23 protein-coding genes are annotated in these 25,352 nt (G+C 71.4%); 14 read left to right on the forward strand and 9 right to left on the reverse strand.

The window, feature by feature from the left end; translation table 11 throughout:
- Positions 1-51 precede the first annotated feature (51 nt).
- Positions 52-1,524 (forward strand): MFS transporter, encoded by a 1,473-nt coding sequence (locus R8Z57_RS11505; protein WP_318353902.1) that lies wholly within the window; start codon positions 52-54, stop codon positions 1,522-1,524.
- A 157-nt stretch (positions 1,525-1,681) separates the two neighbouring features.
- Here R8Z57_RS11505 and R8Z57_RS11510 read toward each other — a convergent pair whose 3' ends face one another.
- The 5 genes from R8Z57_RS11510 to R8Z57_RS11530 form a co-directional block, all read right to left on the reverse strand.
- On the reverse strand, positions 1,682-2,608 hold the full coding sequence (locus R8Z57_RS11510) for an ATP-binding cassette domain-containing protein (RefSeq protein ID WP_318353903.1): 927 nt from the start codon (positions 2,606-2,608) through the stop codon (positions 1,682-1,684).
- On the reverse strand, positions 2,605-3,519 hold the full coding sequence (locus R8Z57_RS11515; RefSeq protein ID WP_318353904.1) for an ABC transporter ATP-binding protein: 915 nt from the start codon (positions 3,517-3,519) through the stop codon (positions 2,605-2,607). Before R8Z57_RS11515 ends, R8Z57_RS11510 begins: the two co-directional genes overlap by 4 nt.
- Positions 3,516-4,400 (reverse strand): ABC transporter permease, encoded by an 885-nt coding sequence (locus R8Z57_RS11520; protein ID WP_318353905.1) that lies wholly within the window; start codon positions 4,398-4,400, stop codon positions 3,516-3,518. Before R8Z57_RS11520 ends, R8Z57_RS11515 begins: the two co-directional genes overlap by 4 nt.
- Positions 4,397-5,356, reverse strand: coding sequence for an ABC transporter permease (locus R8Z57_RS11525; RefSeq protein ID WP_318353906.1), 960 nt, complete (start codon positions 5,354-5,356; stop codon positions 4,397-4,399). The genes R8Z57_RS11520 and R8Z57_RS11525 overlap by 4 nt, the downstream gene beginning before the upstream one ends.
- 99 nt (positions 5,357-5,455) lie before the next feature.
- Positions 5,456-7,021: an ABC transporter substrate-binding protein gene (locus R8Z57_RS11530; RefSeq protein ID WP_318353907.1), complete on the reverse strand. Its 1,566-nt coding sequence runs from the start codon at positions 7,019-7,021 to the stop codon at positions 5,456-5,458.
- A 208-nt stretch (positions 7,022-7,229) separates the two neighbouring features.
- On the opposite strand from R8Z57_RS11530, the gene R8Z57_RS11535 reads away from it, so the two are divergent.
- Positions 7,230-7,814 carry a GNAT family protein gene (locus R8Z57_RS11535; RefSeq protein WP_318353908.1) on the forward strand — a complete coding sequence of 195 codons (585 nt, stop codon included), beginning with the start codon at positions 7,230-7,232 and terminating at the stop codon, positions 7,812-7,814.
- Between the two features lie 200 nt (positions 7,815-8,014).
- Here the strand turns inward: R8Z57_RS11535 and R8Z57_RS11540 are convergent, their stop codons facing one another.
- Entirely contained in the window at positions 8,015-9,952 is a 1,938-nt protein-coding gene (locus R8Z57_RS11540; protein WP_318353909.1) for a BglG family transcription antiterminator, read from the reverse strand.
- Between the two features lie 128 nt (positions 9,953-10,080).
- Here R8Z57_RS11540 and R8Z57_RS11545 point away from each other — a divergent pair, with 128 nt between their 5' ends.
- The 12 genes from R8Z57_RS11545 (at position 10,081) to R8Z57_RS11600 (ending at position 22,195) form a co-directional block, all read left to right on the forward strand.
- Complete coding sequence (locus R8Z57_RS11545; RefSeq protein WP_318353910.1) at positions 10,081-10,503, forward strand: PTS sugar transporter; 423 nt, start codon at positions 10,081-10,083, stop codon at positions 10,501-10,503.
- Between the two features lie 54 nt (positions 10,504-10,557).
- Positions 10,558-10,836, forward strand: a complete 279-nt coding sequence (locus R8Z57_RS11550; protein ID WP_318353911.1) for an HPr family phosphocarrier protein — start codon at positions 10,558-10,560, stop codon at positions 10,834-10,836.
- Position 10,837: 1 nt separating this feature from the next.
- A complete protein-coding gene (ptsP, locus tag R8Z57_RS11555) occupies positions 10,838-12,493 on the forward strand; it encodes a phosphoenolpyruvate--protein phosphotransferase (RefSeq protein WP_318353912.1) in 1,656 nt (551 codons plus the stop codon).
- 44 nt (positions 12,494-12,537) lie between these two features.
- Positions 12,538-14,097 (forward strand): PTS mannitol transporter subunit IICB, encoded by a 1,560-nt coding sequence (locus R8Z57_RS11560; protein ID WP_318353913.1) that lies wholly within the window; start codon positions 12,538-12,540, stop codon positions 14,095-14,097.
- A 167-nt stretch (positions 14,098-14,264) separates the two neighbouring features.
- A complete protein-coding gene (locus R8Z57_RS11565; RefSeq protein WP_318353914.1) occupies positions 14,265-14,702 on the forward strand; it encodes a PTS sugar transporter subunit IIA in 438 nt (145 codons plus the stop codon).
- Positions 14,702-15,856: a mannitol-1-phosphate 5-dehydrogenase gene (locus R8Z57_RS11570; protein ID WP_318353915.1), complete on the forward strand. Its 1,155-nt coding sequence runs from the start codon at positions 14,702-14,704 to the stop codon at positions 15,854-15,856. Before R8Z57_RS11565 ends, R8Z57_RS11570 begins: the two co-directional genes overlap by 1 nt.
- A gap of 223 nt (positions 15,857-16,079) precedes the next feature.
- The gene (locus R8Z57_RS11575) at positions 16,080-16,865 is read left to right on the forward strand and encodes an alpha/beta hydrolase (RefSeq protein WP_318353916.1); all 786 of its coding nucleotides are present in this window, start codon (positions 16,080-16,082) and stop codon (positions 16,863-16,865) included.
- 3 nt (positions 16,866-16,868) lie between these two features.
- Positions 16,869-17,597 carry a sulfite exporter TauE/SafE family protein gene (locus R8Z57_RS11580; protein WP_318353917.1) on the forward strand — a complete coding sequence of 243 codons (729 nt, stop codon included), beginning with the start codon at positions 16,869-16,871 and terminating at the stop codon, positions 17,595-17,597.
- 114 nt (positions 17,598-17,711) lie between these two features.
- Positions 17,712-19,097 (forward strand): NAD(P)/FAD-dependent oxidoreductase, encoded by a 1,386-nt coding sequence (locus tag R8Z57_RS11585; RefSeq protein WP_318353918.1) that lies wholly within the window; start codon positions 17,712-17,714, stop codon positions 19,095-19,097.
- On the forward strand, positions 19,094-20,149 hold the full coding sequence (locus R8Z57_RS11590; protein ID WP_318353919.1) for a bile acid:sodium symporter family protein: 1,056 nt from the start codon (positions 19,094-19,096) through the stop codon (positions 20,147-20,149). Before R8Z57_RS11585 ends, R8Z57_RS11590 begins: the two co-directional genes overlap by 4 nt.
- The gene (locus R8Z57_RS11595) at positions 20,146-21,102 is read left to right on the forward strand and encodes an SDR family oxidoreductase (RefSeq protein WP_318353920.1); all 957 of its coding nucleotides are present in this window, start codon (positions 20,146-20,148) and stop codon (positions 21,100-21,102) included. Before R8Z57_RS11590 ends, R8Z57_RS11595 begins: the two co-directional genes overlap by 4 nt.
- A gap of 742 nt (positions 21,103-21,844) precedes the next feature.
- Positions 21,845-22,195 (forward strand): DUF559 domain-containing protein, encoded by a 351-nt coding sequence (locus R8Z57_RS11600; RefSeq protein ID WP_318353921.1) that lies wholly within the window; start codon positions 21,845-21,847, stop codon positions 22,193-22,195.
- Between the two features lie 101 nt (positions 22,196-22,296).
- Here the strand turns inward: R8Z57_RS11600 and R8Z57_RS11605 are convergent, their stop codons facing one another.
- The 3 genes from R8Z57_RS11605 to R8Z57_RS11615 all read right to left on the reverse strand — a co-directional run bounded on the left by R8Z57_RS11605 (position 22,297) and on the right by R8Z57_RS11615 (position 25,247).
- Positions 22,297-23,412, reverse strand: coding sequence for an adenosine deaminase (locus R8Z57_RS11605; protein WP_318353922.1), 1,116 nt, complete (start codon positions 23,410-23,412; stop codon positions 22,297-22,299).
- Positions 23,413-23,511: 99 nt separating this feature from the next.
- A complete protein-coding gene (locus R8Z57_RS11610) occupies positions 23,512-24,849 on the reverse strand; it encodes a thymidine phosphorylase (RefSeq protein WP_318353923.1) in 1,338 nt (445 codons plus the stop codon).
- On the reverse strand, positions 24,846-25,247 hold the full coding sequence (locus tag R8Z57_RS11615) for a cytidine deaminase (protein ID WP_318353924.1): 402 nt from the start codon (positions 25,245-25,247) through the stop codon (positions 24,846-24,848). The genes R8Z57_RS11610 and R8Z57_RS11615 overlap by 4 nt, the downstream gene beginning before the upstream one ends.
- Positions 25,248-25,352 lie beyond the last annotated feature (105 nt).

The following is a 25,352-nucleotide window of genomic DNA, read 5'->3' on the forward strand; positions in this document are numbered from 1 at the left end:
TCGGGCGTCGGTTCGCGTCGCGTGGGGAAACGCGCGATACGAGGAGCGATGATGAGCGGCGGGCACGACCAGGACGCGGATGCCGCGACCCCGACACCGCCCGTTCCGCCGGCGGAGTCGGCACTCGGTGCCGCCGGAACGACCGCCGCTGCGACCGCGCCGACCGATGAGGCAGCCGGCCCGGCAGCGGAGAGCGCGGACCCGCCGCATTGGCTGCGCCACGTTGTGCTGTTCCTGAGCGGGCAGACGGTGAGCCTGTTCGGCTCGATGCTCGTGCAGTACACGGTGTTCTGGTACCTGACCATCACGTACCAGTCGGGCCTCGTGATGATGCTCGCCGCGCTCTTCGGCTTCCTGCCGCAGGCGGTCGTGTCGATCTTCGGCGGAGTGTGGGCCGACCGCCACAACCGCAAGTTCCTCATCATGGGCGCCGATGCGGCGATCGCCCTCTCGACTCTCGCCCTGGCGCTCATCATGATGACCGGCTACGACGCGGTGTGGCTGATCTTCGCCACGATGGCGGTGCGCTCCGCGGGCGCCGGCATCCAGATGCCCGCCGTGTCGGCGCTCATCCCCCAGATCACTCCGACGCGCAACCTCATCCGCGTCAACGGCATCAACGGATCGATCCAGTCCGCGATGGCGCTCCTCGCTCCTGCGGCCGCGGGTGCGCTCTACGCGTGGGCGTCGGCGGCGTCGGGCGGCACCGCGGCCTCGCTCATCCCGATCTTCTTCATCGACGTGGTGACGGCGATCATCGGCATCGGCATCCTCGCCCTCATCCCGGTGGGCACGGTGCGCCGCGCCGCGGACGCGCACACCGGGTACTTCGCCGACCTGGTCGACGGCGTGCGGTACATCGCCCACCACGCGTTCGTGCGGTGGCTGCTGGTGCTGTTCGCCATCATCTTCCTGCTCACCGTCGCGCCCTCGAACCTCACCCCGCTCATGCTGGTGCGCTCGTTCCCCGCCGGCGAGGCGCAGGACGTCGTCAACCTCGCGGTGCTCGAGATCGCCTTCAGCGTCGGCATGATGCTCGGCGGCATCCTGGTGGCGTCGTTCTTCGCCAAGCGCAGCCGCATCGGCCTCATCGTGGTGTCGTCGCTCGTGTTCGGCGCGCTCTCGATCGGGCTGGGGCTGTCGCCGAACCTCTGGGTGTTCTTCGGCTTCATGTTCCTCGTGGGGCTCGCGGTGCCGTTCTTCTCGACGCCGTCGATGACGCTCCTGCAGGAGACGGTCGAGCCCGAGCGGCAGGGACGCGTCTTCGGTTTCGTCGGCATCGTCATGGCCGTCGCGATGCCGATCGGCATGGTCGCCTTCGGCCCGCTCGCCGACGTCATGTCGATCGAGGTGCTGCTCATCGCCGCGGGCGTGCTCACGTTCGTCGTCGTCGGTCTCGCGGTCTGGCTGCCCGCGGGTCAGCGGGCGATCGCCGCCGCGCGCCGGGCGGCCGAGGTGACGACGCGGGGCCCCGCCGAGGCCGCCGCCGTCGTCGAGGCCGAGATGCACGCCAAGGACACCTGAGCGCCGATGCCGACGCGGGCGGCCGCCCTGGGCGCGGGCTGCCGCCCCTGGACGCGGGCTCCGGCCCTGGCGCCGGCGCCTGGCGCCGCCGGAGACTCCCACCCCGTCCGCGGGCTCCCGCCCCTGGACGCGGGCTCCCGCCCCGGGTGCGAGCGGGTCAGCGGAGCACGAGGTGACCCGGCGAGACCTCGACGAGCGCGGCCTCCCCGGCCGAGTCCGACTCAGCGGCCTCGAAGTCGGGCCGGCTCGAGATGCGCGCGAGCCGGCGGCGCGCGGTGGCCGGATCGGTCGAGAGCGCGGCATCGAGCAGGTGACGCGTGTAGGCGTGCTGCGGCGACGCGAAGACCTCGGCGGTCGGGCCGAGCTCGACGATGCGGCCGCGGTTCATCACGGCCGTCCGGGTCGCGATCTCTCGCACGACCGAGAGGTCGTGCGAGATGAACAGATAGGTGAGGTCGAGCTCTCGCTGCAGGCGCAGCAGCAGATCGGTGACCTGCGCCTGGATCGACATGTCGAGGGCCGACAGCGGTTCGTCGCACACGACGAATCCCGGCCGCACCGCGATCGCGCGGGCGATCACGATGCGCTGACGCTGGCCACCCGAGAAGGCGCGGGGGCGCCGGTGGACGGCGTCGCCGTCGATGCCGACGGCCGCGAGCGCCTCGAGCGCGCGGGCCCGTGCGTCGGCGCCGGGCTCGAGCGCGGTGAGCGGCTCCATCACGTTCTGCAGCGCGCTGCGGTGCGGATTCAGCGACGAGAACGGGTCCTGGAAGATGACCTGCATCGAGCGGTGGAAGGGCGCCCGCTTCGCACGCGGCAGAGACGTGAGCTCGACGCCCCCGTAGGTCACGGCGCCGCTCGTCGGCTCGTCCATCTGAAGGAGGCAGCGTCCGAGCGTGGACTTGCCGCTTCCCGACTCGCCCACGAGCGCGAGCGTCTCGCCCCGCCGGATGGTCAGGTCGACGCCATCGACGGCGCGCACCGTGCCCTGCGTGCGGCCCCAGGCGTTGCGCACCGGGAAGGTCTTCACGAGCCCGCGCACCTCGATCAGGTCGCGGCCTGCTTCGGGCGTGGGAGCGCTCATGCGTCCGCCTCCTTCGGACCGGCGGCATGGTCGACCGGCCCCTCGGGCTCGGCCGGCTCAGCGGGCGCGGCGGCCAGCAGCTCGCGGGTGTACGGATGGCGCGGCTCGCGGAACACGCGATCCACCTCGCCCGACTCGACGATACGGCCGTCCTTCATCACGAGGACGTCGTCGCACACCGCCGCGACGACGGCGAGGTCGTGCGTGACGATCACCACGGTCAGCGCCCGCTCGGACTGCAGCGACCGCAGCAGCGCGAGGATCTGGGCCTGGATGGTCGCGTCGAGGGCGGTGGTGGGCTCGTCGGCGAGCAGCAGCTCGGGGTTCGCGAGCAGGGCCATCGCGATCATGGCGCGCTGGCGCATGCCTCCCGACAGCTCGTGCGGGTAGCGGGTGAGCACTCGATCGGGGTCGGGGATGCGCACCGCCACCAGCGCCTCGCGCGCGAGCTCGGCCGCCCGCCGGCGACCGACGCGCTGGAACCGCTGCACGACCTCGGTGAGGTGGGCGCCGATCCGCACGAGCGGGTCGAACGAGGTCATCGGATCCTGGAAGACCATCGCCGCAGGCAGCCGCCGGCGGGGCAGCTCCGCGGTGATGTCGTGGCCGTCGAGCAGCACGCGCCGCCACGTCGGGGTGGCGCCGTCGGGGAGAATGCCGAGCAGCGCGCGCAGCAGCATCGTCTTGCCGGAGCCCGACTCCCCCACGATGCCGACGACGCGTCCGCGCGGCACGTCAAACGACACGTCGTCGAGCACGCGCACGCGTCCGCCGGTGCGCGCGGGAAGCTCGACGTCGAGCCCGGTGACGCTGAGGAGCACCTCGCGGTGTACGAGATCGCTGCGCGCACCGGACGACGCGCGGGTCGCGGCATCCGTCCCCGCGGCATCTGTCGCGAACTCGTCGGTCATGACGCCCCTCCCTCGCCGACCGACTGCCGCAGCGCGTCGCCCAGCACGTTGAACGACAGCACCGTGAGGAGGATCAGGACGCCGGGGATCAGGGCGAGGTACGGCGCGGTCTGCAGGCTCCCCTGCGCCGTCTCGAGGAGGCTCCCCCACGACGCCATCGGCGGCTGGATGCCGAGGCCCAGGAAGCTGAGCGCCGACTCGGTGAGGATCGCGGTCGAGATGCTCGCGGTGGCGGCCACGATGATCGTCGGGGCGGCGTCCGGCACGACATGCCGCCACAGCACGAGCGGCCGGCCCACCCCGATGTACCCCGCGTAGCGGACGTACGGCCGCTCGCGGAGCGTGAGGGTCTCGGCGCGCACCAGGCGGGCCGTGGCCATCCACGAGAAGACGCTGATGACGAAGATGATGGTCCACAGGCCGGGCTTGAGGAAGACGCTCGCGACGATGACGAGCACCATCCACGGGATGGACGACAGGAAGTCGACGAAGCGCATCAGGAGGTCGTCGACGCGTCCGCCGGCGAATCCCGCCACGAGCCCGACGAGGACTCCGATGGCGGTGGAGGCGGCCATCGCCAGGATGCCGACGGTGAGCGAGATGCGGGCGCCGTAGACGACCCGCGAGAAGTAGTCGCGACCGAGCTCATCGGTCCCGAACCAGTGGGCGGCGCTCGGCGGCTGCCAGCGGATCGCGAGGTCGGTCGTCGTGGGGTCGAGCGGGAGGAGCGGGGCCAGCAGCGCCGCGCCGCCGACGACCACGAGGAAGACGACGGCCGAGACGGCCGAGACGGAGCGGAACGACCGGGTGCGGTGGACGAGAGTGGTGGCGTCGATCGCGGCGGCGACGTTCGGAGTGGTGGAGGCGGTCGGCGTGGTCACGAGGCCGCTCCGATCCGGATGCGGGGATCCACCAGCACGTAGAGGATGTCGGCGATGAGGTTGCCGACGATCACCAGCACCGCAGACAGGAGCAGCACCGCCAGCACCACCGGGTAGTCGAGGCTGCGGGTCGCGGTGAGGAAGTAGGGCCCGATGCCGGGCCAGCCGAAGATCGACTCGGTCACGATCGCGCCGGTGACGAGGATCGGGAGGGCGAGGCCCAGCTGCGTGATGATCGGGAGCATCACGTTGCGGCTCACGTGGCGGGTGAGCACCTGCCGCCTGGAGGCGCCGAATCCGCGCTGCACGAGCACGTAGTCCTGCGACAGCTGGCCGATCGTCGCCGAGCGCACATAGCGGGCGAGCTCGGGGAAGAAGGCGACCACGAGCACGAGGAACGGCATGACGAAGTGCAGGAGGAAGTCGACGGGGTCGCCCTGCTTGCCGACCGAGTGCATGCCGATGATGGGGAACCAGCGCAGCTGGTACCCGAAGACGTAGATCACGAGCAGCGCGAACCAGAACGACGGAGTCGCGATGCCGATGCCGGCGAGCCCGTCGATCGCCTTGTCGACGACGGTGCCGCGGCGCGAGCCCGCGATGAGGCCGAGCACGACGGCGAGCACGAGGGCCGTGAGATACGCGGGCGCGACCAGCAGGATCGTGTTCGGGATGCGCACCGCGAGCTCTTCCGAGATCGGATGCCGGCTCACGAGCGAGTAGCCGAGGTCGCCCTGCAGCACGTTCCCGAGCCACAGGCCGTACTGCACCACGAGCGGCTGGTCGAGGCCGTACCGCTCGCGCATGGCGGCCTTGGTCTCTTCCGACATCTGCGGCGTCGTGATGGAGTCGACGACGTCGTAGGGCGCTGCCTGCAGCAGCGCGAACACCACGAACGTCACCAGCAGCAGCATCGGGACGACCTGCAGCAGGCGGCGCAGGATGTAGCGCGCCATCGTTCCCCTTCCGGACGGACGGGACGGATGCCTCGGCCCGAGGCATCCGTCTCACACGACGACGTCACGGCACCCGTGCGGGTGCCGTGGCGTCTCGTCTCACTGCTCGGTGAGCAGCCCGAAGTTCTCGAGCGTGTAGATCGGCACCGGCTTGGCCTCCTCGACGCCCCCGATGCGCGGGTTCACCGCGAGGATCTTGAGGTTGTCGGCCAGCGGGAAGACGACCGCGTCCTCGGCGATCTGCGCCTGCAGGTCGGCGTAGATCTCGGCGCGTGCCGCCGGGTCGAGCTCGACCACGCCCGCGTCGAACAGCGCGTCGGTGGCGGGGTTCGAGTACGAGAAGTAGTTCGCCGACGCACCCGTGCGGTACAGCAGGCTGTAGGCGTCGGGGTCCTGGCCCATGATGTAGCCGCCGAGGAACGCGTCGTACTGCGAGTCGGCGCCCTTCTGAATCTCTTCGAACACGGCCGGGGGCTCGATGCCCGCGAGCTCCACCGTGATGCCCGCGTCCTGCAGCTGCTGCTGGATGAGGGTCGCCTGCGTCTTCTGCGCCGGGTCGGCGCCTGCGTACGCGAGCGAGATCGACAGGTCGCCGGCGCCGGCCTCCTCGAGGAGGGCGGCCGAGGCATCCGCGTCCTGCTCGTACTTCTCGACGTCCTCGGTCGCGAACGCGTTGCCCGGCGGGAGGATCGTGTACGCGTTCTCGTAGTAGTCCTCGGAGAGGAATGCGGCGGTGTTGATCTCATCGCGGTCCAGCGCGAAGAAGATCGCCTGGCGCACCTTCGGATCGGTGAGCTTCGCGGCGTTGAGGCCGAAGTAGGCGACGCGGCCCTCGGCGTACGGGTACACGTTCAGGCCGGCGCCCTCGAGCTCGGTGATCTGGTCGGGCGTCGCGAACGAGGCATCCACTTCACCGGTCTGCAGCGCCGTCTTCGTCGTGTCGGCCTCGGAGACGATGCGCAGCGTCAGCTCGGGGATCTTCGGCGCCTCGCCGTAGTAGTTCTCGTTCGCCTCGAAGGTGAGGTATTGGCCGCGCTGGTAATCGGTGAGCTTGTACGGGCCCGAGCCCACCGCGATCGGGTCGAGCTCCGACACCGAGAAGTCGGTGACGTCGCCGTACACGTGCTCGGGGATGATGTACGTCTCGGTCGCGATGTTGCTGAGGGCGGCCGCGCTCACGCTCGGCAGGTGGAAGACCACGGTGCGCTCGTCGGTGGCCTCGGCCGTGATCGGCTGGTCGCCGACGTAGAGCAGGTCGGCGTTGCCGTTCTCGCGGACCGCCTTGTTCGTGTATGTGAAGACCACGTCGTCTGCGGTGAGGGGCTCGCCGTCCGACCAGGTCAGGCCGTCCTTGAGGGTGACCGTGACCGAGAGGCCGTCCTCGGCGGGCTCGATCGACTCGGCGAGCTCGTTCACGACGGTGCCGTCGCCTTCGACACGGGCGAGGGGCGAGTACACGAGGTTCGTGACGGTCAGGCCCCAGCGGTCGCCGACGTTGATCGGGTTCAGCGACGTGGGGTCGCTGGCGATCGCGTAGGTGAGCTGGCCGGTGGCCTCGGCGCTGGTGGCCTCGGGCGCGGATCCGCCCTGGGCGCAGGCCGCCAGGCCGAACGTCGCCGCCAGTGTCAGTGCGAGGGGGGCGAGCAGTCGCCTCTTCGTCTTCATCGTGTTCGGGATCCTCTTCGCTGTGCATGCGACCGAATGGACGCACCGTTCGAGCCTAGGCGGGCCCGGAAAGGGCGGGGCCGGCGAAGGCGAACAATTGCGAACTATGACGACGCACGGGCGCGCACTTGGGCGCTCCGGCACGGCGTCGGCTTCGCACCCTGCCCAGGAAGGTCGCGCGGTGCGCACGCGGCTCTACGCTCGGATCATGCTGCTCACCGCGCCGGTCACACTCGAGAACGCCTTCGTGCGATTGGAGCCCCTCTCTCCCGACCACGAGGCCGACCTGGCTGCGGCGGCGGCCGGACTCGAGCACGCCTGGTACACCTCGGTGCCGGGGCCTGACGGCCTCGCGGACGATATCGCCCGGCGGCTGACGTGGCGCGACGAGGGCCACATGAACCCGTGGGCGGTGCGCCGGCTCGACACCGGCCGGGTGGTCGGCCAGACGACGTTCTGCAACATCGACCAGCCGAACCGCCACGTCGAGATCGGCCACACCTGGATCGGCCTGGAGGCCCAGCGCACGGCCGTGAACACGGCGTCGAAGCTGCTGCTGCTCGCGCACGCGTTCGAGGCGTGCGACGCCATCGCCGTGGAGTTCCGCACGCACTGGCACAACCGCCAGTCCCGTGCGGCGATCGCACGCCTGGGCGCGAAGCAGGACGGCGTGCTGCGCAACCACCGCCTCGGCCCCGACGGCACGCTCCGCGACACGGTGGTCTTCTCGATCCTCCCGCAGGAGTGGCCGGCGGTCCGGCTGGGCCTCACCGAGCGCCTCGCGCGGCGCTGACCCGGGGCCGCGGCATCCGTCCCGTTCGTTCCCGCGTTTCGCGCCTCTCGTCCGCCGCCGGTTCCGCCCCGTCCCGGTTCGCAACTCAGGATCAACGCCCGAACGCCGCAGGAACGGCCGCCCGAATCCTCATCCATCCTGAGTTGCGAACGGGCTTCGAGGCTTGTCCAGCCTCGGGAGGCGGAGACGGATGCCGCGGCTCAGCCGTCGATGACGGCGACGAGCTCGTCGAGGAAGGCGTTGAAGTCGGTGGCCCGGCGGACGATGCGCTGCACGCTGTCGCGCTCGCTGAAGACCTCGACGAACTGCTCGAACACCGTCTGGAACGCCTCGCGGTCGGTCTCTGAGAACGCCACGAGCGCCACGACCTGCACGCGGCTGTCGCCCCAGGGGATCGACGGGTCGGCGATCGCGAGGGCGATGGCGGTGCGGGATGCCGTCATCTCGAGCGCGTGCGGCACCGCGAGCGCGTCGGTGAAGGCCGTGGACGAGAGGCGCTCGCGCTCGATCGTGCGCTCGACGTACTCGCCGTCGATGACGCCGCGCTCGAGGAGCATCGCCCCCAGGCGGCGGATCACGGCCTCCTCCCCCGCGGCGTCGTCGAGGCCGCGCACGAACGCGGTGGGCTCGAAGTACCGCTCGAGCTCCGCGCGCAGGCGCGCGAGGCGCCGCGACCGGCGGATGCGGCCGGCGGCGGTCTGCACGCGCTCGACATCGGCGTCGGTGAGGAACGGCTGGATCCGCACGATGCGGTCGCTCGCCGCGGGCGGGTCGATGGTCGTCAGCAGGAGGTCGGTGTCGATGGAGCCCCAGTCCGGGTCGACCCGCGTCTCGACGCCCACCACCTCGATGGCCTGACCGAGCGAGCGGTCGACGCTCGAGCGCAGCAGCTCGTGCAGGTCGTAGTAGCCGGGGCACACGATCGTCGCGGTGAGCAGCTGGTCGGCGCGACGGCTGCGTTCCAGCCGGCCGCCCACGTGCATCGCGATGTAGGCGATCTCGTCGTCGGGCAGGGGGATGCCGAGCCGCTGCTGCAGGCGGCTCGCGATGAACACGGCGACCTCGAAGATCATCGGGTACGTCGACTTCAGCGACCGGGTCAGCGGGTTGCGCGACCACGCCTGCTCGCGGGCACGGTGCAGCAGGTTCTGCACGTGCAGGGCGAGGCGGGCGACGAAGTCGTCGTGCACGATGTCGACGAGGAACTCCTCCGCCGCGGCGGTCACGACCTCGCGCACGACGGTCGCCACCTCGGGATCGAGCGACGACGAGGCGGATCCGGATGCCGCGCCCTCCGGCCCGTCCGGTGCGACGACGCGCGTGAGGACCAGCGTCGCGAGGTGCTGCAGGTCGGCGCTGCCCAGCCGCACGCCGAGGTGACGCTCCGACAGCTCGGCGATGATCTCGGCCACCTGGGTCTGGGTCGGCCGCTCCTGCCGGCCACCCTCGTCCACCGCGTCGAGCGGGCGATCCCGCGCGGTGCGGTCGGCGGCGATCGCGATGTGCATGACCACGTCGGCGATCCCGAACTCGTTCACGAACCAGCCGAGCTCGCCCAGGCGCGCCACGAGGTCGGTCTTGAAGGGGCCGAAGGCCTGGGCGCCCACCGACCCTTCGCCGAGCGTGCGGCGCAGCCCCGCGAGGTCGAACGACCCGGCGTCCATCTCGTCGTGGGCGAGCGTGCTGAGCAGTCTCCGCTGCGCGCCCTCGGTGCCCCGCAGCCGGGCGCGTGACGCCGATCGCTCCAGCGTGAGCTCCGTGCCGCCGAGCAGGCCGCGCACGCGCGCGAGGTCCGCGTCGAGGGTCGCCGGCGAGACATGGAGCGCGTCGGCGGTCTCGAAGACGTCGATCCCGTCCGGGGCGTCGAGCAGCGTGCGCACCAGCGTGTGCAGACGGTCGCGCGGTGTGCCGGCGTCGCCGCCGGTGCGCAGGGCCGCCGACGCGTCCGCTCCGGCGCGGTAGCCCTGTGGACCGGATTCGACGGCGACGCCCGGGTGCACGCGGGCGTTCGCGGCCGTGACGTACGAGCGGATGCTCCGCGGCGTCACGCCGAGCGCGTCGGCGAGCGCCCCAGCCGTCACCCATTCGCCGTCGCGCAGGAGCAGTGCGAGCACGCGATCTTGCCGGGCTCGGGTCACCCGCCCAGTCAACCATGCGCCCGTGCGAGACGGTGCCGCGCCGGCGGCGGCATTTCCGCCCCTGCGGAAGAAGGACTGGTTGTCCCCTCTCAGCGTTCTCACAAGAATGGCCATGAGGAGGCGGGTCGATGAGGATCCTGGTGGTCTGCGGAGCGGGTGCGTCGAGCACCTTCGTCGCACAGCGCGTGCGTCACGCGGCGCACGCTCAGGGCCTGGACTATTCCGCCTTCGCCGGCACCGAGCAGTCACTTCCGATCGATCTCGATGCCGTGGATGTCGTCCTGGTGGGACCGCATCTCGCCCATGCGCTCGAGCGCATCGAACGGGATGCCGCCGCGCGGGGCACGACGGTGGTGCTGCTGCCGTCCGACATCTTCGCCGACAGGGACGGCACGCGGACACTCGCACTCGTCCGCGCCGCGGCCGGAAGCCCCGGGGGGCCGCTTCCGACCGCGGACGCCCCACCCACCTCGGACGCGGAACCCGTGCCCGACAGCCCGCCCACCTCTGCTCCCCTGTCACGAAGCACCGCCGAGAGCGGCGAGTCGTGACAGGTGAGCAGACCTGAACAGCGAATCCCCGCCCACAACGAAGGAGCCCGCGACATGCCACCCCTCTCCCGCACCGTCCGCATCGGATCGGCGCACGGGCTGCACGCACGCCCGGCCAAGCTGTTCGCACAGGCGGCCAAGGATGCCGGCATCCCCATCACGATCGCGAAGGATGCCGGCAGCCCGGTGAACGCCGCGAGCATCCTCGGCGTGATCGCGCTGGGCGTCGAGCAGGGCGACTACGTCACCCTGACCGCGGACGGCGCGGGCGCGGAGTCCACTCTCGACACGCTCGCCGAGCTGCTCACCACCGACCACGACGCGGAGGCCTGACATGACAGAGCTACGAGGAGTCGGCATCGGCCTGGGCGTCGCCCAGGGACCGGTCGCACGCATGGCCGAGCCGCTGCCCGCGCCGTCCGACGCGCCGAGCACGCTGAGCGGGGACGACGAGAAGGCCCGCGTGGCCGAGGCCGTCGCCGCGGTCGCCCGCGAGCTCGAGGCGCGCGGCGCGCAGGCGGGCGGCGCGGCGCAGGAGGTGCTCGAGGCGCAGGCCATGATGGCCGAGGACCCGAGCCTCGCCGACGAGGTGAACGCCCGCATCGCGCAGGGCCGCACCGGCGAGTTCGCCGTCTACGACGCGTTCGCGTCGTTCCGCGATCAGCTCACGGCGCTCGGCGGCTACCTCGGCGAGCGCGCCGCCGACCTCGACGACGTGGCGCAGCGCGTCATCGCCCGGCTGCGCGGCGTCGCGGCGCCGGGAGTGCCCGACCCCGGGCATCCGTTCGTCCTCGTCGCGAAGGATCTCGCGCCGGCCGACACCGCGCTCCTCGACCTCGACAAGGTGCTCGCGCTCGTCACGACCGAGGGCGGCCCCACGTCGCACACCGCGATCCTCGCGCGGGAGAAGTCGATCGTGGCCGTGGTCGGCGCGGTCGACGCGAAGGGCCTGCGCGACGGCGAGACCGTGATCGTGGATGCCGCGGCCGGCGTCGTCACGACGCAGCCGACCGTCGATGAGCTCGAGCGGGCGAACCGACGTGCCGCCGACCGGGCGGCCGCCGCCTCGGCCCCGATCACCGACGGCGCCCTCGCCGACGGGACGGCCGTGCCGCTGCTGGCCAACCTCGGCAATGCCGACGGGGCGGCCGACGCCGTCGCGCTCGGAGCGGAGGGCGTAGGCCTCTTCCGCACCGAGTTCCTGTTCCTGAGCTCGAACCAGGCGCCCACGGTCGAGCAGCAGCGCGAGGCGTACACGAAGCTGCTGGCGGCGTTCCCGGGCAAGAAGGTCGTGGTGCGCGTGCTCGACGCCGGCGCCGACAAGCCGCTCGCGTTCCTCAACGACGCGCACGAGGAGAACCCCGCGCTCGGGCTCCGCGGCATCCGCGCCCTCCGTGCGAGCGAAGACATCCTGCGTGAGCAGCTCACGGCACTGGCCGAGGCGGATGCCGCCACCGATGCCGACCTGTGGGTCATGGCGCCGATGGTCGCCACCGTCGAGGAGACGACGTACTTCACCGAGCTCACGCGCGACTACGGGATCAAGACCGCCGGTGTCATGGTCGAGGTGCCGTCCTCGGCGCTCTTGGCCGACCGCATCCTGGTCGACGCCGACTTCGCGTCGATCGGCACCAACGACCTCACGCAGTACACGCTCGCCGCAGACCGGCTCCTCGGCTCGGTCGCGTCGTTCCAGGATCCGTGGCACCCGGCGGTGCTGCGCCTGATCCGCGAGGTCGGCGACGCCGGCCGCGCGAACGGCAAGCCGGTGGGCATCTGCGGTGAGGCCGCAGCGGATCCGCTGCTGGCCGTCGTGCTCGTGGGCCTCGGCGCCACGAGCCTGTCGATGGCGCCCACGGCGCTCGCCGACGTGAGAGCCACCCTCCTGCAGCACACCCTCGACCAGGCGCGCGAGATCGCGTCGGCCGCCCTCGCCGCGTCGGACGCGGCATCCGCCCGAACCGCCGCGCAGGCGGCGGCCACCCGATAGGCCGCCGCGGCGGCCTGGACACCCACACACAAGGAGACAGTGAAATGACAACGGCGTCAGTGCCCGCATCGGGCACCAGCAGGGCGCGGGTCGGAGTCCAGCGCTTCGGCACGTACCTCTCCGGCATGATCATGCCGAACATCCCCGCGCTGATCGCGTGGGGCATCTTCACCGCGTTCTTCATCGACGTGGGCTGGACGCCCAACGCCGACCTCGCCACGATCGTCGGCCCGTTCATCCACTATCTGCTGCCGATCCTCATCGCGTACACCGGCGGCAACATCGTCTACGGCATCCGGGGCGGTGTCGTGGCGTCGATCGCCACGATGGGTGCGATCGCGGGCTCCGATCTGCTCGTCGCGAAGTTCAACGAGGGGCTCGCCGAAGGCGCGGCTCAGCTGAACCAGGTGCACATGTTCATCGGCGCGATGATCCTGGCACCGCTCGCCGCCTACTCGATGAAGTGGCTCGACAGCCTGTGGGAGGGCAAGATCAAGGCGGGCTTCGAGATGCTCGTCAACATGTTCTCGGCAGGCATCTGGGGCTTCGTCATGGCGATCGTCGGGTTCTACCCGATCGCCTGGCTCGTCAACGGCCTGATGGGAGCCCTGGGTCGCGCGGTCGAGTGGCTGGTCGAGTTCAACCTGCTGCCCCTCACGAGCATCCTGATCGAGCCGGCAAAGGTGTTCTTCCTCAACAACGCGATCAACCACGGCGTGCTGACGCCCCTCGGCATCGCGCAGGCGTCCGAGGACGGCTCGTCGATCCTGTTCCTGCTCGAGGCGAACCCCGGCCCCGGCGTCGGCCTGCTGCTGGCGTTCACGTTCTTCGGCCTGGGGGCAGCGCGTGCGTCGGCCCCGGGCGCCGCGGTCATCCAGTTCTTCGGCGGCATCCACGAGGTGTACTTCCCGTACGCGCTCATGAAGCCGATCCTGATCCTGGCCCTGATCGCCGGTGGCATGACGGGCGTCACGACGAACATGCTCCTCGGCGGCGCGCTGCGCGCACCGGCCGCGCCGGGCAGCATCATCGCCGTGCTGGCTCAGACCGCGCAGGGCGCCTACCTCGCGGTGATCCTGTCGGTGATCCTCTCGGCCACGGTGACGTTCCTGATCGCCTGGGTGATCCTCCGGGCCTCGCGCAAGCGCGATCTCGAGGCCATGGCGGCGACCGACGATGCGTTCGGCGCGGCGATCACGCAGACCGAGGCCGCGAAGGGCAAGTCGTCCGACGCGCTCAGCGGTCTGCGGGGCGGCGCGGCGACGTCCGCCGGTGGCGGGGTGGAGCCCGCGACCATGACCGAGCGCGAGATCAAGAGCATCGTGTTCGCGTGCGACGCGGGGATGGGCTCGTCGGCCATGGGCGCGAGCGTCCTGCGCAACAAGATCAAGAAGGCCGGCATCGAGGACGTCACGGTCGTGAACAAGGCGATCGCCGCGCTCGACCCGTCGGCCGACCTGGTGATCACGCAGAACCAGCTCACCGACCGCGCGCGGGAGAAGACACCGAACTCGGTCCACGTCTCGGTCGACAACTTCATGAACTCGCCGCGATACGACGAGGTCGTGGACCTCGTCCGCGCACAGCACCAGGATGGTGCGTAGCTGAGACCGCGGCGGTGCCGGGTGTGCGCGAAGCCCCCGGCACCGCCGCCCTCGGCTCGGCCGGGCGGGAGCGCCGGACCGGGAACGAGCGCCGGGGTGCGGCATCCGTCCCCCGTCGGGCAGGACGAGCGAACTCGAGCGATGAGACAAGCGAGAAGGGCGAAGACATGGCACGTGAGGTTCTGAGCATCGGTCAGGTGCGCATCCACTCCGGCAGCGCGACGCGCGATGATGCGATGCGGGAGGCGGCTGACATCCTGCAGTCCGCGGGCGCGGTCACCGGCAGGTACTACGACGCGATGCTGCAGCGCGAGCAGACGGTGTCGACGTACATGGGCAACGAGCTCGCCATCCCCCACGGCACGAACGAGACGAAGAACGAGATCCTCGAGTCGGCGCTCTCGGTGGTGCGCTACGACGGCGGCGTCGACTGGGACGGCAACCCGGTGACCTTCGTCGTCGGCATCGCCGGCAAGGGCGACGAGCACCTCGAGATCCTGTCGCAGATCGCGATCCTGTTCTCGGACGAGGACGACGTCGCCCGGCTCAAGGCCGCGCAGACGCCCGAGGAGCTGTTCGGCCTGGTCTCCGCGGCGGGCGTGTGATGAAGGCCGTCCACTTCGGCGCCGGCAACATCGGTCGCGGGTTCGTCGGGCTGCTGCTGCACGAAGGCGGCTACCAGGTGGTGTTCTCGGACGTCGCCGCCCCGCTCGTCGACGCGATCAACGCCACCGACCGGTACACGGTGCACGAGGTGGGCGAGGGCGGCCGCGACACGGTCGTCACCGGGTTCCGGGCGATCAACAGCGCCGAGCACCCCGACGAGGTGGTCGACGAGATCGCCGGGGCGAACGTGGTCACGACGGCGGTGGGCCCCACCATCCTGAAGTTCGTCGCCCCGCACATCGTCCGTGGTCTTGCGCTGCGCAAGCCGTCGAGCCCGCCGCTGCAGATCATGGCCTGCGAGAACGCGATCAACGCCACCGACCTGCTTCGCGACGAGATCAAGGCGCTCGCGGGCGACGCGTGGGACGGGCTCGCCTCGCGCGCCGTCTTCGCCAACACCGCCGTCGACCGGATCGTGCCGGCGCAGCCGGACGGCGCCGGCGTCGACGTCACGGTGGAGCCCTTCTTCGAGTGGGCGATCGAGCGTCCGCCGTTCGGTGACGACCCGCCGAACATCCCGGGGGCGCACTTCGTCGACGACCTCGCGCCCTACATCGAGCGGAAGCTCTTCACGGTCAACACCGGGCACGCCGCGACGGCGTACTTCGGCGCGCAGGCCGGCATCGAAGCGATCGCCGACGCGCTGGCCGACGAGACCATCGCCGCGCGCGTGGCCGCCGCCCTGCAGGAGACGTCGGCGCTCCTGGTCGCCAAGCACGACCTCGACCCCGAGGAGCTGGCGGCGTACCGCGCGACGATCCTGCGGCGCTTCCGCAACGCCGCGCTGCCCGACACCGTGTGGCGCGTCGGCCGGCAGCCGCTGCGCAAGCTCTCGCGCCACGAGCGCTTCGTCGGCCCGGCCGCCGAGGCCGCCGAGCGCGGCCTGTCGGTGGACGCGCTCGTCGGCGCGATGGGCGCGGCGCTCGCGTTCGACGACAGCGAGGACGCCCAGTCGGTCGACCTGCAGCGCATGCTCCGCGAGCAGGAGGCCGCCGACGTCACGGCCACGGTCACGGGCCTGGAGCCGGGGCATCCGCTCTTCTCGAAGGTCGAAGCGGTCGTCCGCGCGCGGCAGGCCGAGCTCGCGGACTGATCCGGGACGGTCCGGCCGCGGCGCGGCGCGTGCGCGTGGCTCGTCCAGCGGCAGGCCGGGGCCCGTCCGGTGCCCGGGGGCGGCGTGCGGGCCCGGGTGCGACACCGCTCGGGGCCCGCGGGGCGGGCGCCTGGGCCCGGGAGCGGGGCCGCTCGGACGGCGCCGCGAGCACCCGCACCCGCGCGGGTTCGGCGGGCGGACGCGCGGCGATTACGCTCGATGAGTGACCGCGCCCAGCCCCTCGCCTGATCCCGCCGCGAAGCCCCGCCGCCGCCGCGGGCTGCGCATCCTGTGGTGGATCCTCGGCTCGGTGGGGGCGCTCCTGCTCCTCGCGGTCGTCGGCATCCTGATCTGGAGCCAGGTCGGCGTGATGGCGGCCGAGCCGGAACCGCTCGCCGCGGTTCAGGCCGACCCGGCGATCGAGATCACCGACAGCGACGCGGGCATCGTGCTCGCCCCCGCGGGCGAGGCATCCGACGTCGGTCTGGTCTTCATCCCGGGGGCGAAAGTCGAACCGTCGGCGTACGCGTCGAAGCTCTCGGGGCTCGTGGCCGAGGAGGGCGTCACCGTCGTCATCACGAAGCCCTGGCTCAACCTCGCGTTCTTCGACCTGCGCCCGCTCTCGGCGTTCACCGAGCTGGCTCCGGACGTCGACACCTGGCTCGTCGGCGGCCATTCGCTCGGCGGCGTGCGCGCGTGCCAGCTGGCGTCGGATGCCGAGGGCCTGGCCCTGTTCGGCTCCTACTGCGCGACCGACCTCTCGGAGTCGGGCCTGCCCGTGATCAGCGTCTCGGGCAGCGAGGACGGGCTGTCGACGCCGGAGAAGATCGCCGACGCGCGCCACCTGCTGCCGGGCGACGCCGAGATGCACGAGATCGAGGGCGCGAACCATGCCTCGTTCGGCGACTACGGCCCGCAGCCCGGTGACGGCACGGCCACGATCTCCGACGACGACATGCGCGAGCAGCTCACGGAGCTCGTCGGCCCCTTCGCGCTCGCGCAGGGCTGACGGGTGGCGCTCACCCTCGTCCTCGCGGCGATCGCGACCTTCGTCGCGGCGGTGATCCAGCGCATCACCGGTCTGGGGTTCGTCCTGGTGCTCGTCGGCCCGATCGTCGTGCTGTACGGACCCGTCGAAGGGGTCACGATCGCCGTGCTGCTCGCGGTGGTCGCCGCCGTCACCGCGGTGCCGTTCGTCTGGAGGCACGTCGAGTGGCGGCGCACCTGGTGGCTGATCTGGCCGGGCCTGCTCGCGTCGCCGTTCGGAGTGCTCGTGGTGCACCTGCTTCCCGAACCCGCCCTCCTGCTCGTGATCGCCGCGATGGCGTACTTCGCGCTCATCGCGAGCCGCATCCCGGCGCTCTCGGCATCGCTGTCGGGTCGCGCCGGCGCGATCGTCGCGGGCTCGGCCGCCGGCTTCATGAACGCGGCGAGCGGCCTGTCCGGACCGGCGCTGGCCGCGTACGCCGTGGGTGACCGCTGGCCCCAGCGACGCTTCGCGGCCAGCGTGCAGGTGATCTTCCTCGCCTTCGGCATCGCCTCGGTGGCCCTGCGCGGACTGCCTGCCTCCCCCGCCGAGGACGTCGGCGTGCTCGTCGCCGCGACGATCGCCGGCATCGCCATCGGCACGATCCTCTCCCGCAACGTCTCGCCGCGCATCGCGCGGCTCGCCATGCTCGCCATCGCGTGGATCGGCGCGACGGTGGTCCTCGTGCGCGGCATGCTGGCGCTCTTCGTCTGACGCGGGAGCAGCATTTCGGTTGATCCCAGTTCACCCTTAGGGTTGCTCTCGAACCTGGGGTCGGCACCGTCGCGCCGACGACACGACGACGTGTGGAGACGGAATGAAGGACGCATGAGCGCGCACCGCTATGCCATCATCGGGGCCGGGCCCTCGGGCCTCGCGGCCGCGCGGGCGCTGCAGAAGGCAGGCATCGCCTTCGACGGCTACGAGGCCTCGCGCGGCGTGGGCGGCCTCTGGGACATCGACAACCCGCGCTCGACGATGTACGAGTCGGCGCACCTCATCTCGTCGCGCACCACGACCGAGTTCGCCGAGTTCCCGATGCGCACGTCCGCCGACTACCCGAGCCACCGCGAGCTGATCTCCTACTTCCGCGAGTTCGCCGACCACTTCGGGCTCACCGAGCGGTTCCGCTTCGACACGAAGGTCACGTCGCTGACGCGCGCGGAGGACGGCGGATGGATGCTGCGAGCCGAGTGCTCCGCGCCGGGCTCGGCCCCCGAGGCGGCGGGCGTCGTCGAGCGCCGGTACGACGGCGTGATCCTCGCGAACGGCACGCTCGCCGAGCCGAACGTCCCGACGTTCCGCGGCGAGTTCGCGGGCGAGCTGCTCCACACCAGCGCGTACAAGTCGGCGGCGCAGCTCAGCGGCAAGCGGGTGCTGATCATCGGCGCGGGCAACTCCGGCTGCGACATCGCCGTCGACGCGGTGCACCACGCCGCCTCGGTCGATATGAGCGTGCGCCGCGGCTACTACTTCGTGCCCCGCTACCTGTTCGGCAAGCCCTCCGACACGCTCAACCAAGGCCGCCCGCTCCCCGCCCGGCTCAAGCAGTTCGTCGACACGCGGGTGCTGCGCGCCTTCACCGGCGACCCGGTGCGCTTCGGATTCCCGCGGCCCGACTACAAGATCTACGAATCGCACCCGATCGTCAACACCCTGATCCTGAACCACCTCGGCCAGGGCGATCTGCGGATCGTGCCCGACATCGACCGCTTCGACGGCCGAACGGTGCACTTCCGCGACGGCTCCTCGGGCGAGTACGACACCGTCCTCCTCGCGACCGGCTACAAGCTCGACTACCCCTTCGTCGACCGCGCCGAGCTCGCCTGGACCGGCTTCGCCCCGCGGCTCTTCCTCAACGTCTTCCCACCGTCGTTCAACGGGCTTTCCGTCATGGGCATGATCGAGGCATCCGGAATCGGCTGGCAGGGACGCTACGAGCAGGCCGAGCTCATCGCCGCCTACCTGGCAGCGCTCGAGCGCCACCCCGATCGCGCGGCGGCGTTCCGCACGCGCGTGGCGAACGAGCGCTGGCCGGACCTGACCGGCGGCTACCGGTACCTCGGGCTCGAGCGGATGTCGTACTACGTCAACAAGGATGCCTACCGCCACGCGGTGCGGGCGGCCACCGCGATGCTGATGACGGATGCCGCGGCCCGCGGCACCCGCAGCGTCGGGCGTCGGCGTGCCACGGCCGGGAGGGCGCGCGCATGAATCCCGACGACGTCGTCCTCAACTTCAACCCGCAGACGCTCCTGCTGCTGAACGTGGTGCTGGGCCTCATCATGTTCGGCATCGCGCTCGACACCACGGTTGACGACTTCAAGGCCGTTGCGCGCAAGCCCAAGCCGTTCGTCATCGCGATCCTCGCCCAGCTCCTCGTGCTGCCGGCGGTCACCTTCGGGCTGACGCTCATCCTGCCGGTGTCCCCGTCGATGGCCCTCGGCATGATCCTCGTCGCCTGCTGCCCGCCCGGGAACATCTCGCAGGTGCTCACCCACCGCTCCGGTGGCAACGTCGCGCTCTCGGTCTCGATGACGGCGGTGTCGAACCTCGTCTACATCTTCGTGCTGCCGCTGTCGGTGGCCTTCTGGGGCGGACTGCATCCGACGGCGAGCACGCTGCTGGAGGCGGTGTCGCTGGACGCCTGGGCCATGCTCGGCGACATCCTGCTGATCATCGGTCTGCCCTTCGCGCTGGGGCTCCTGATCCGCAACCGCTTCGCCGCGTTCGCCGCGAAGGTGCAGCCCTGGGTGAAGTGGTTCTCGCTGCTCGCGCTCGTCGGCTTCATCGTCGCGGCGCTGGCGGGCAACTGGTCGTACTTCGTGGCGTTCCTCGGGGTGATCGTGCTCGTCGTCACCATCCACGACGCCGTGGCCCTCGGCATCGGGTACTCCACGGCGGTCGCCGGCGGACTCGGCACCCGTGAGCGCAAGGCGATGACCTTCGAGGTCGGCATCCGCAACGCGGGCCTCGGACTGGGGCTCGTCTTCACCTTCTTCGGCGGCCTCGGCGGCATGGCGATCGTCGCCGGCTGGTGGGGCATCTGGGACATCATCGCCGGGCTCATCGTCGCCGCGCTCTGGGCGCGGCACACCAAGCGGCGCACCGGCTCGGCCAAGGGCGACGCCTCCCGCCACGCCCGCAGTGCCGCGGGTGCTGGGGGCTTCGGAGGGTCGCGGTCTGCCGGTGCTGCGGAGTCTGCGGGTCCGGGCTCCGCCGAATCCGGCCCCCCGGGGTCAGCGGGCTCGGAGGAGGCGTCGTGAGCCGGCGCGTGCTGGTCACCGGCGGCGCCGGGTTCCTGGGTTCGCACGTCGCCGCGACCCTGGTCGCCCGCCCCGACGTGGCGCTCGTGGTGGCAGGCGATGTGCGGCGGCCGCAGCATCCGATCGAGGGAGTCGTCTACGACGACTGCGACGTGACACGGCCGGAGGGCCTGGCCTCGCTGATGCGCCGCCACGACATCGATGTGGTCGTGCATCTGGCGGCCATCGTCAATCCCGGCCGCGATCACGCCGCGGAGTACCGCGTCGACGTGGACGGGTCGCGCCACGTGCTCGAGGCCTGCGTCGAGGCCGGCGTGAAGCGGATCGTCGTCTCGTCGTCCGGCGCGGCGTACGGCTATCACGCGGACAGCCCCGAGTGGCTGCGCGAGTCCGACCCCGTGCGCGGCAACGACGAGTTCCCGTACGCCAGGCACAAGCGGCTCGTCGAGGAGCTCCTGGCCGGGTATCGCGGTGCCCATCCCGAACTGGAGCAGGTGGTGTTCCGCATCGGCACCATCCTCGGCCCCACGGTGCAGAACCAGATCACCGCACTCTGGGACGGCCGCGCGCTCCTCGCCGTGCGCGGCTCCGAGTCGCCGTTCGTGTTCGTCTGGGTCGACGACGTCGCCGCGGCCATGGCGCGCGCCGCGACCGACGGGCCGCCCGGCATCTACAACGTCGCCGGCGACGGCCGCGTGACCGTGCGCGAGATCGCCCGACGCCTGGGCAAGCCGGTCATCACGGTGCCCGCGGGATTGCTCGGCTTCGGTCTGCGCGCCGGCCGGGCCCTGCGGCTCACGGTCCACGGTCCGGAGCAGGTCGGCTTCCTCCGTTACCGCCCGGTGCTCGCGAACGCGAGCCTGAAGGCGGATTTCGGCTTCATCCCGTCCAAGACCTCGGCCGAAGCCTTCGAGGCCTACCTCGCCACCCACCCCGGCGTCGCCCGCCGCTGACCCGGACTCCGCCGCGGCGCAGCCGCTGCATCTGCGGAACTCCACGAATCCGCGTCCAAAACGCCCACCCACGGCCTTGAGTTGCAGATCGGCGACGGATCCGTGGAGTTCCGCAGCCCGTCCTCCCTATCCCCCGGCGGTCATCCACACCACGGCACCGCGCGCGGCCGCCGCACACGCATCTGCAGAACTCCACAGAACCGCAGCCACCGCGCCCATCCGGGCCCTCAGGGGCGCAAGCGGGCGGTCGATCCGTGGAGTTCTGCAGTTCGCCGGGCGGCCCCTCCACATCTCCGGCCGCGAGGATCTTCTCCCCAGATGTCGCGGAGGACGTCGGGGGTCGCCTCTGGCGGGTGTTCTCTGATGTCATGCCGAGCAGGGAGACGCGCGCCGCCGCCCGCCACCTCCTGTCGGCTACATTCCTCAGCTCGCGTGCCCTGGCCGAGCAGGGCTTGAGCAGATACCGCATCGCGTGCCTCGTCGCCGAGGGGCGGCTCGCTCGCACGCGCAAGGGCCGCTACCTGACGGCCGGCGCGCACCCGCATCACGTCGCGGCGAGCACGCTGGGCGGACGCCTCGACTGCGTCTCGCTCCTCGCCGCCGTGGGCGTATTCGTACGGGACCGCCACCCGCTGCATGTGCAGTTCACACCCGCGACCACCCGGCTCCCCGCGCGTCCCCCAGGCGTGGTCGCGCACTGGCGCGATGTGGAATGCGGTGCGAGTCCGGCGCCGAGACTCTCATGCGCCTTCTCTTCCGGGCCCTCGGCTGCCGCGTCGAGGTGCAGGTCCAACTCGCGGGTGTCGGACGAGTCGACCTGATCATCGACGGGTGGCTCATCGTGGAGTGCGACAGCAGGGCGCACCATGAGGACTGGCAGTCACAGCTGCGTGACCGTCGGCGCGATATCGCCGCGGCCGGGCTCGGCTACACCACGATCCGCCCCGTCGCCGAGGACATCTACTACCACCCGGACGAGATCCTCCCTGCGATGAAAGCGATCCTCGCCGCACGAGAGGCCGGGCGCGTACGTCGGCGCAACTCCACAAGATCTAGCGGCCGGAGCGCGCCGAGCGACGTCCTAGCTCAGTGACGACGACAGATCCGTGGAGTTACGCGGCCGGCGCGCAGCGACAACGAGGAGAGCGGATGCCGCGGGCCGCGGCATCCGCTCTCTCCGAGCCGGTGAGGCGACTAGGCGTCGAAGCCCTCGGCGATCAGGTCGATGAGCTCCTCGCGCTCCTCCACCGGGAGGAACGCGCCGGCGGCGGCGTTGAGCTGGAACGCCTCGAGGTCGTCGAGACCGTACTCGAAGGTCTCGGCGAGGAGCGCCAGCTCGCGCGTGAGCGACGTGCGGCTCATGGTGCGGTTGTCGACGTTCACGGTGACCGAGAAGCCGAGCTGGTAGAGCAGGTCGAAGGGGTGGTCCTCCATCGTGGTGCCCCAGCGCTCGATGGCGCCGGTCTGCAGGTTCGACGAGGGCGACAGCTCGAGCGTGATCTCGCGGTCGCGCACCCAGCGCGCGAGGTCGCCGAACTGCACGAGCACCTCTTCGCCCGCGCGCGAGACGACCTCGAGGTCCTCGGCGAGCCGCACCCCGTGGCCGAGGCGCAGCGCGCGACCGTCGATGAGGGCCGAGCGGATGGAATCCAGCCCGGCGGCCTCGCCGGCGTGCACCGTGGCGGGGAAGAACTCCGACGCGAGGTAGTCGAACGCCTCGCGGTGGTTCGACGCGGGGAAGCCGTCCTCGGGACCGGCGATGTCGAAGCCGACCGCACCGCGCGTGCGCCAGTCGACCGCGAGTCGCGCGATCTCGAGCGAGCGGTCGGTGTGGCGCATCGCCGTGATGAGCTGCCCGACCCGGATGTCGTGGCCACGGCTCTCGGCCGCGTCCTCGCCCTCTTCGATGCCCTCCTGCACGGCGGCGACCACCTCGTCGAGCGACAGCCCGCGGCCGAGGTGCTGCTCGGGCGCCCAGCGCACCTCGCCGTAGATCACGCCGTCGGCGGCGAGGTCCTCGACGAACTCGCGCGCCACACGCGTGAGCCCCTCGCGCGTCTGCATGACGGCGGTGGTGAGGTCGAAGGTCTTGAGGTACTCGACGAGCGAGCCCGAGTCGCTCTTCTCGGCGAACCAGTCGGCGAGGTCGTCGGCGTCGGACTCCGGCACCTCCAGCCCGATCGCGTCGGCCAGCTCGATGATCGTCGCCGGCCGCACGCCGCCGTCGAGGTGGTCGTGGAGCGAGACCTTCGGCAGGCCGCGGATCGACAGGCCGTCGAGAGTGGCGTCGCCGTGCTGATCGATGGGCATGGAGTTCTCCTCGGTTGCGATCGCGAGTGGAAAGAGAGGGTGAGGGATGCCGCGGCCCGCGCCGCAGCGGCTCCGCGATCCCGGCGGGACTGCCCCAGCCTAGGCGGTGATGCGTTCCAGGACGAGTGGCGTCCGGTCCGGAGCGTCCGGGCCGATCTCCCACGCGCCGTCGAGGGCCTCGAGCGCGCGGTCGAACCGCGACGCATCCTGCCCGAGGAGGGTGAACAGCGGCTGACCGGCCGCGACCGTGTCGCCGGGCTTCACGTGGAGGTCGATGCCCGCGGCGTGGAGCACCGGGTCCTGCGCCCGCGCTCGACCCGCGCCGAGGCGCCAAGCCGCGATGCCGAACGGCAGCGCCTCCATGCGCGTGACGAAACCGGCCTCGGCCGCGGTGACGGTGTGGGTCTCGTGCGGAGCCGGGAGCGCGGCATCCGGATCGCCGTCCTGCGCGATGATCATGGCGCGCCACGCGTCCATCGCACGTCCGTCGCGCAGGGCTGCTTCGACGTCGGCGTCGGGCTGACCCGCGAGAGCGAGCATCTCGCGCGCGAGCGCGACGGTCAGCTCGACGACGTCGGCCGGCCCGCCGCCGGCGAGCACCTCGACCGACTCCCGCACCTCGTTGGCGTTGCCGATCGCAAGGCCGAGCGGCGTGTTCATGTCGGTGAGGAGCGCCGTCGTCGCCACGCCCGAGTCGGTGCCGAGCGCCACCATCGTGCGGGCGAGCTCACGGGCTCGGTCGACGTCGCGCATGAACGCACCCGAGCCGAACTTGACGTCGAGGACGAGCGAGTCGGTGCCCTCCGCGATCTTCTTCGACATGATGCTCGAGGCGATGAGCGGGATCGCCTCGACGGTGCCGGTGACATCGCGCAGGGCGTACAGCTTCTTGTCGGCGGGGGCGAGGCCCGACCCGGCGGCGCAGATGACCGGTCCGACGTCGCGCAGCTGCGCGAACATCTCGTCGTTCGAGAGCGCCGCGCGCCACCCGGGGATCGACTCGAGCTTGTCGAGAGTGCCGCCCGTGTGCCCGAGTCCCCTGCCCGACAGCTGCGGGACCGCGACCCCGAACGCCGCGACGAGGGGCGCGAGCGGAAGTGTGATCTTGTCGCCCACGCCGCCGGTCGAGTGCTTGTCGACGGTGGGCTTGCCGAGTCCCGCAAAGCTCATGCGCTCGCCCGAGGCGATCATGGCGTCGGTCATCACGCGGATCTCGTCGCGCGTCATGCCGTTGAGGAGCACCGCCATGGCGAACGCCGCCATCTGCGAGTCGGCCACGTAGCCGCGCGTGTAGGCGTCGACCATCCACCGCAGCGCGTCCTCGGGAACCGACCCGCCGTCGCGCTTGGCGCGGATGACATCGACCGCGTCGAACGGCTCCACCCCGGCGGAGTCCCGCGGCTGCGCGGCCGTCGTGCCGCCGCCGACGCCGCTCATCGGGCGGCCTCCTCGAGGTCGCGGGGCCCGAACGCATCGGGCAGCACCTCGTCGATCGTGCGGATCCCCGACACCGTCTCGAGCAGCATGCCGGGGATCGCGAACTCGTACAGCAGCTGGCGGCAGCGACCGCAGGGCATGATCGTGTCGCCGTGGCCGTTGACGCATACGAAGGCGACCAGTCCCCCACCGCCCGACATCTGCAGCTCGCTCACCAGCCCGCACTCCGCGCACAGGCCCACGCCGTACGAGGCGTTCTCGACGTTGCATCCGGTCACGATGCGTCCGTCCGTCACGAGCGCGGCCGCCCCGACCTTGTAGCGCGAGTACGGCGCGTAGGCCCGCTGCATCGCCTCGGTCGCGGCGGAACGCAGCTCGTCCCAGTCGATATCGGTCACCGGAGGACTCCGTTCGCAGTGGTGGCAGGTTTCAGCTCGGTCGGGCGCGCCGACGGCGCGCCCGAGCGCTCCACGCTGCGCCGGGGCGCCGCGCGGAGCGGGCGT

Origin of the sequence: Microbacterium sp. M3 (assembly GCF_033548675.1) — a bacterium.
Classification (GTDB): Bacteria; Actinomycetota; Actinomycetes; order Actinomycetales; family Microbacteriaceae; genus Microbacterium; species Microbacterium arthrosphaerae.

What these genes read in the sequence shown, in the direction of transcription:
- R8Z57_RS11565 (WP_318353914.1), top strand. Translation starts at nt 14,265, where the DNA reads ATGGCACGTGAGGTTCTGAGCATCGGTCAGGTGCGCATCCACTCCGGC.
- R8Z57_RS11545 (WP_318353910.1), top strand. Translation starts at nt 10,081, where the DNA reads ATGAGGATCCTGGTGGTCTGCGGAGCGGGTGCGTCGAGCACCTTCGTC.
- R8Z57_RS11535 (WP_318353908.1), top strand. Translation starts at nt 7,230, where the DNA reads ATGCTGCTCACCGCGCCGGTCACACTCGAGAACGCCTTCGTGCGATTG.
- ptsP (WP_318353912.1), top strand. Translation starts at nt 10,838, where the DNA reads ATGACAGAGCTACGAGGAGTCGGCATCGGCCTGGGCGTCGCCCAGGGA.
- R8Z57_RS11610 (WP_318353923.1), bottom strand. Translation starts at nt 24,849, where the DNA reads ATGAGCGGCGTCGGCGGCGGCACGACGGCCGCGCAGCCGCGGGACTCC.
- R8Z57_RS11590 (WP_318353919.1), top strand. Translation starts at nt 19,094, where the DNA reads ATGAATCCCGACGACGTCGTCCTCAACTTCAACCCGCAGACGCTCCTG.
- R8Z57_RS11585 (WP_318353918.1), top strand. Translation starts at nt 17,712, where the DNA reads ATGAGCGCGCACCGCTATGCCATCATCGGGGCCGGGCCCTCGGGCCTC.
- R8Z57_RS11515 (WP_318353904.1), bottom strand. Translation starts at nt 3,519, where the DNA reads ATGACCGACGAGTTCGCGACAGATGCCGCGGGGACGGATGCCGCGACC.
- R8Z57_RS11525 (WP_318353906.1), bottom strand. Translation starts at nt 5,356, where the DNA reads ATGGCGCGCTACATCCTGCGCCGCCTGCTGCAGGTCGTCCCGATGCTG.
- R8Z57_RS11510 (WP_318353903.1), bottom strand. Translation starts at nt 2,608, where the DNA reads ATGAGCGCTCCCACGCCCGAAGCAGGCCGCGACCTGATCGAGGTGCGC.
- R8Z57_RS11605 (WP_318353922.1), bottom strand. Translation starts at nt 23,412, where the DNA reads ATGCCCATCGATCAGCACGGCGACGCCACTCTCGACGGCCTGTCGATC.
- R8Z57_RS11550 (WP_318353911.1), top strand. Translation starts at nt 10,558, where the DNA reads ATGCCACCCCTCTCCCGCACCGTCCGCATCGGATCGGCGCACGGGCTG.
- R8Z57_RS11530 (WP_318353907.1), bottom strand. Translation starts at nt 7,021, where the DNA reads ATGAAGACGAAGAGGCGACTGCTCGCCCCCCTCGCACTGACACTGGCG.
- R8Z57_RS11600 (WP_318353921.1), top strand. Translation starts at nt 21,845, where the DNA reads ATGCGCCTTCTCTTCCGGGCCCTCGGCTGCCGCGTCGAGGTGCAGGTC.
- R8Z57_RS11505 (WP_318353902.1), top strand. Translation starts at nt 52, where the DNA reads ATGAGCGGCGGGCACGACCAGGACGCGGATGCCGCGACCCCGACACCG.
- R8Z57_RS11560 (WP_318353913.1), top strand. Translation starts at nt 12,538, where the DNA reads ATGACAACGGCGTCAGTGCCCGCATCGGGCACCAGCAGGGCGCGGGTC.
- R8Z57_RS11570 (WP_318353915.1), top strand. Translation starts at nt 14,702, where the DNA reads ATGAAGGCCGTCCACTTCGGCGCCGGCAACATCGGTCGCGGGTTCGTC.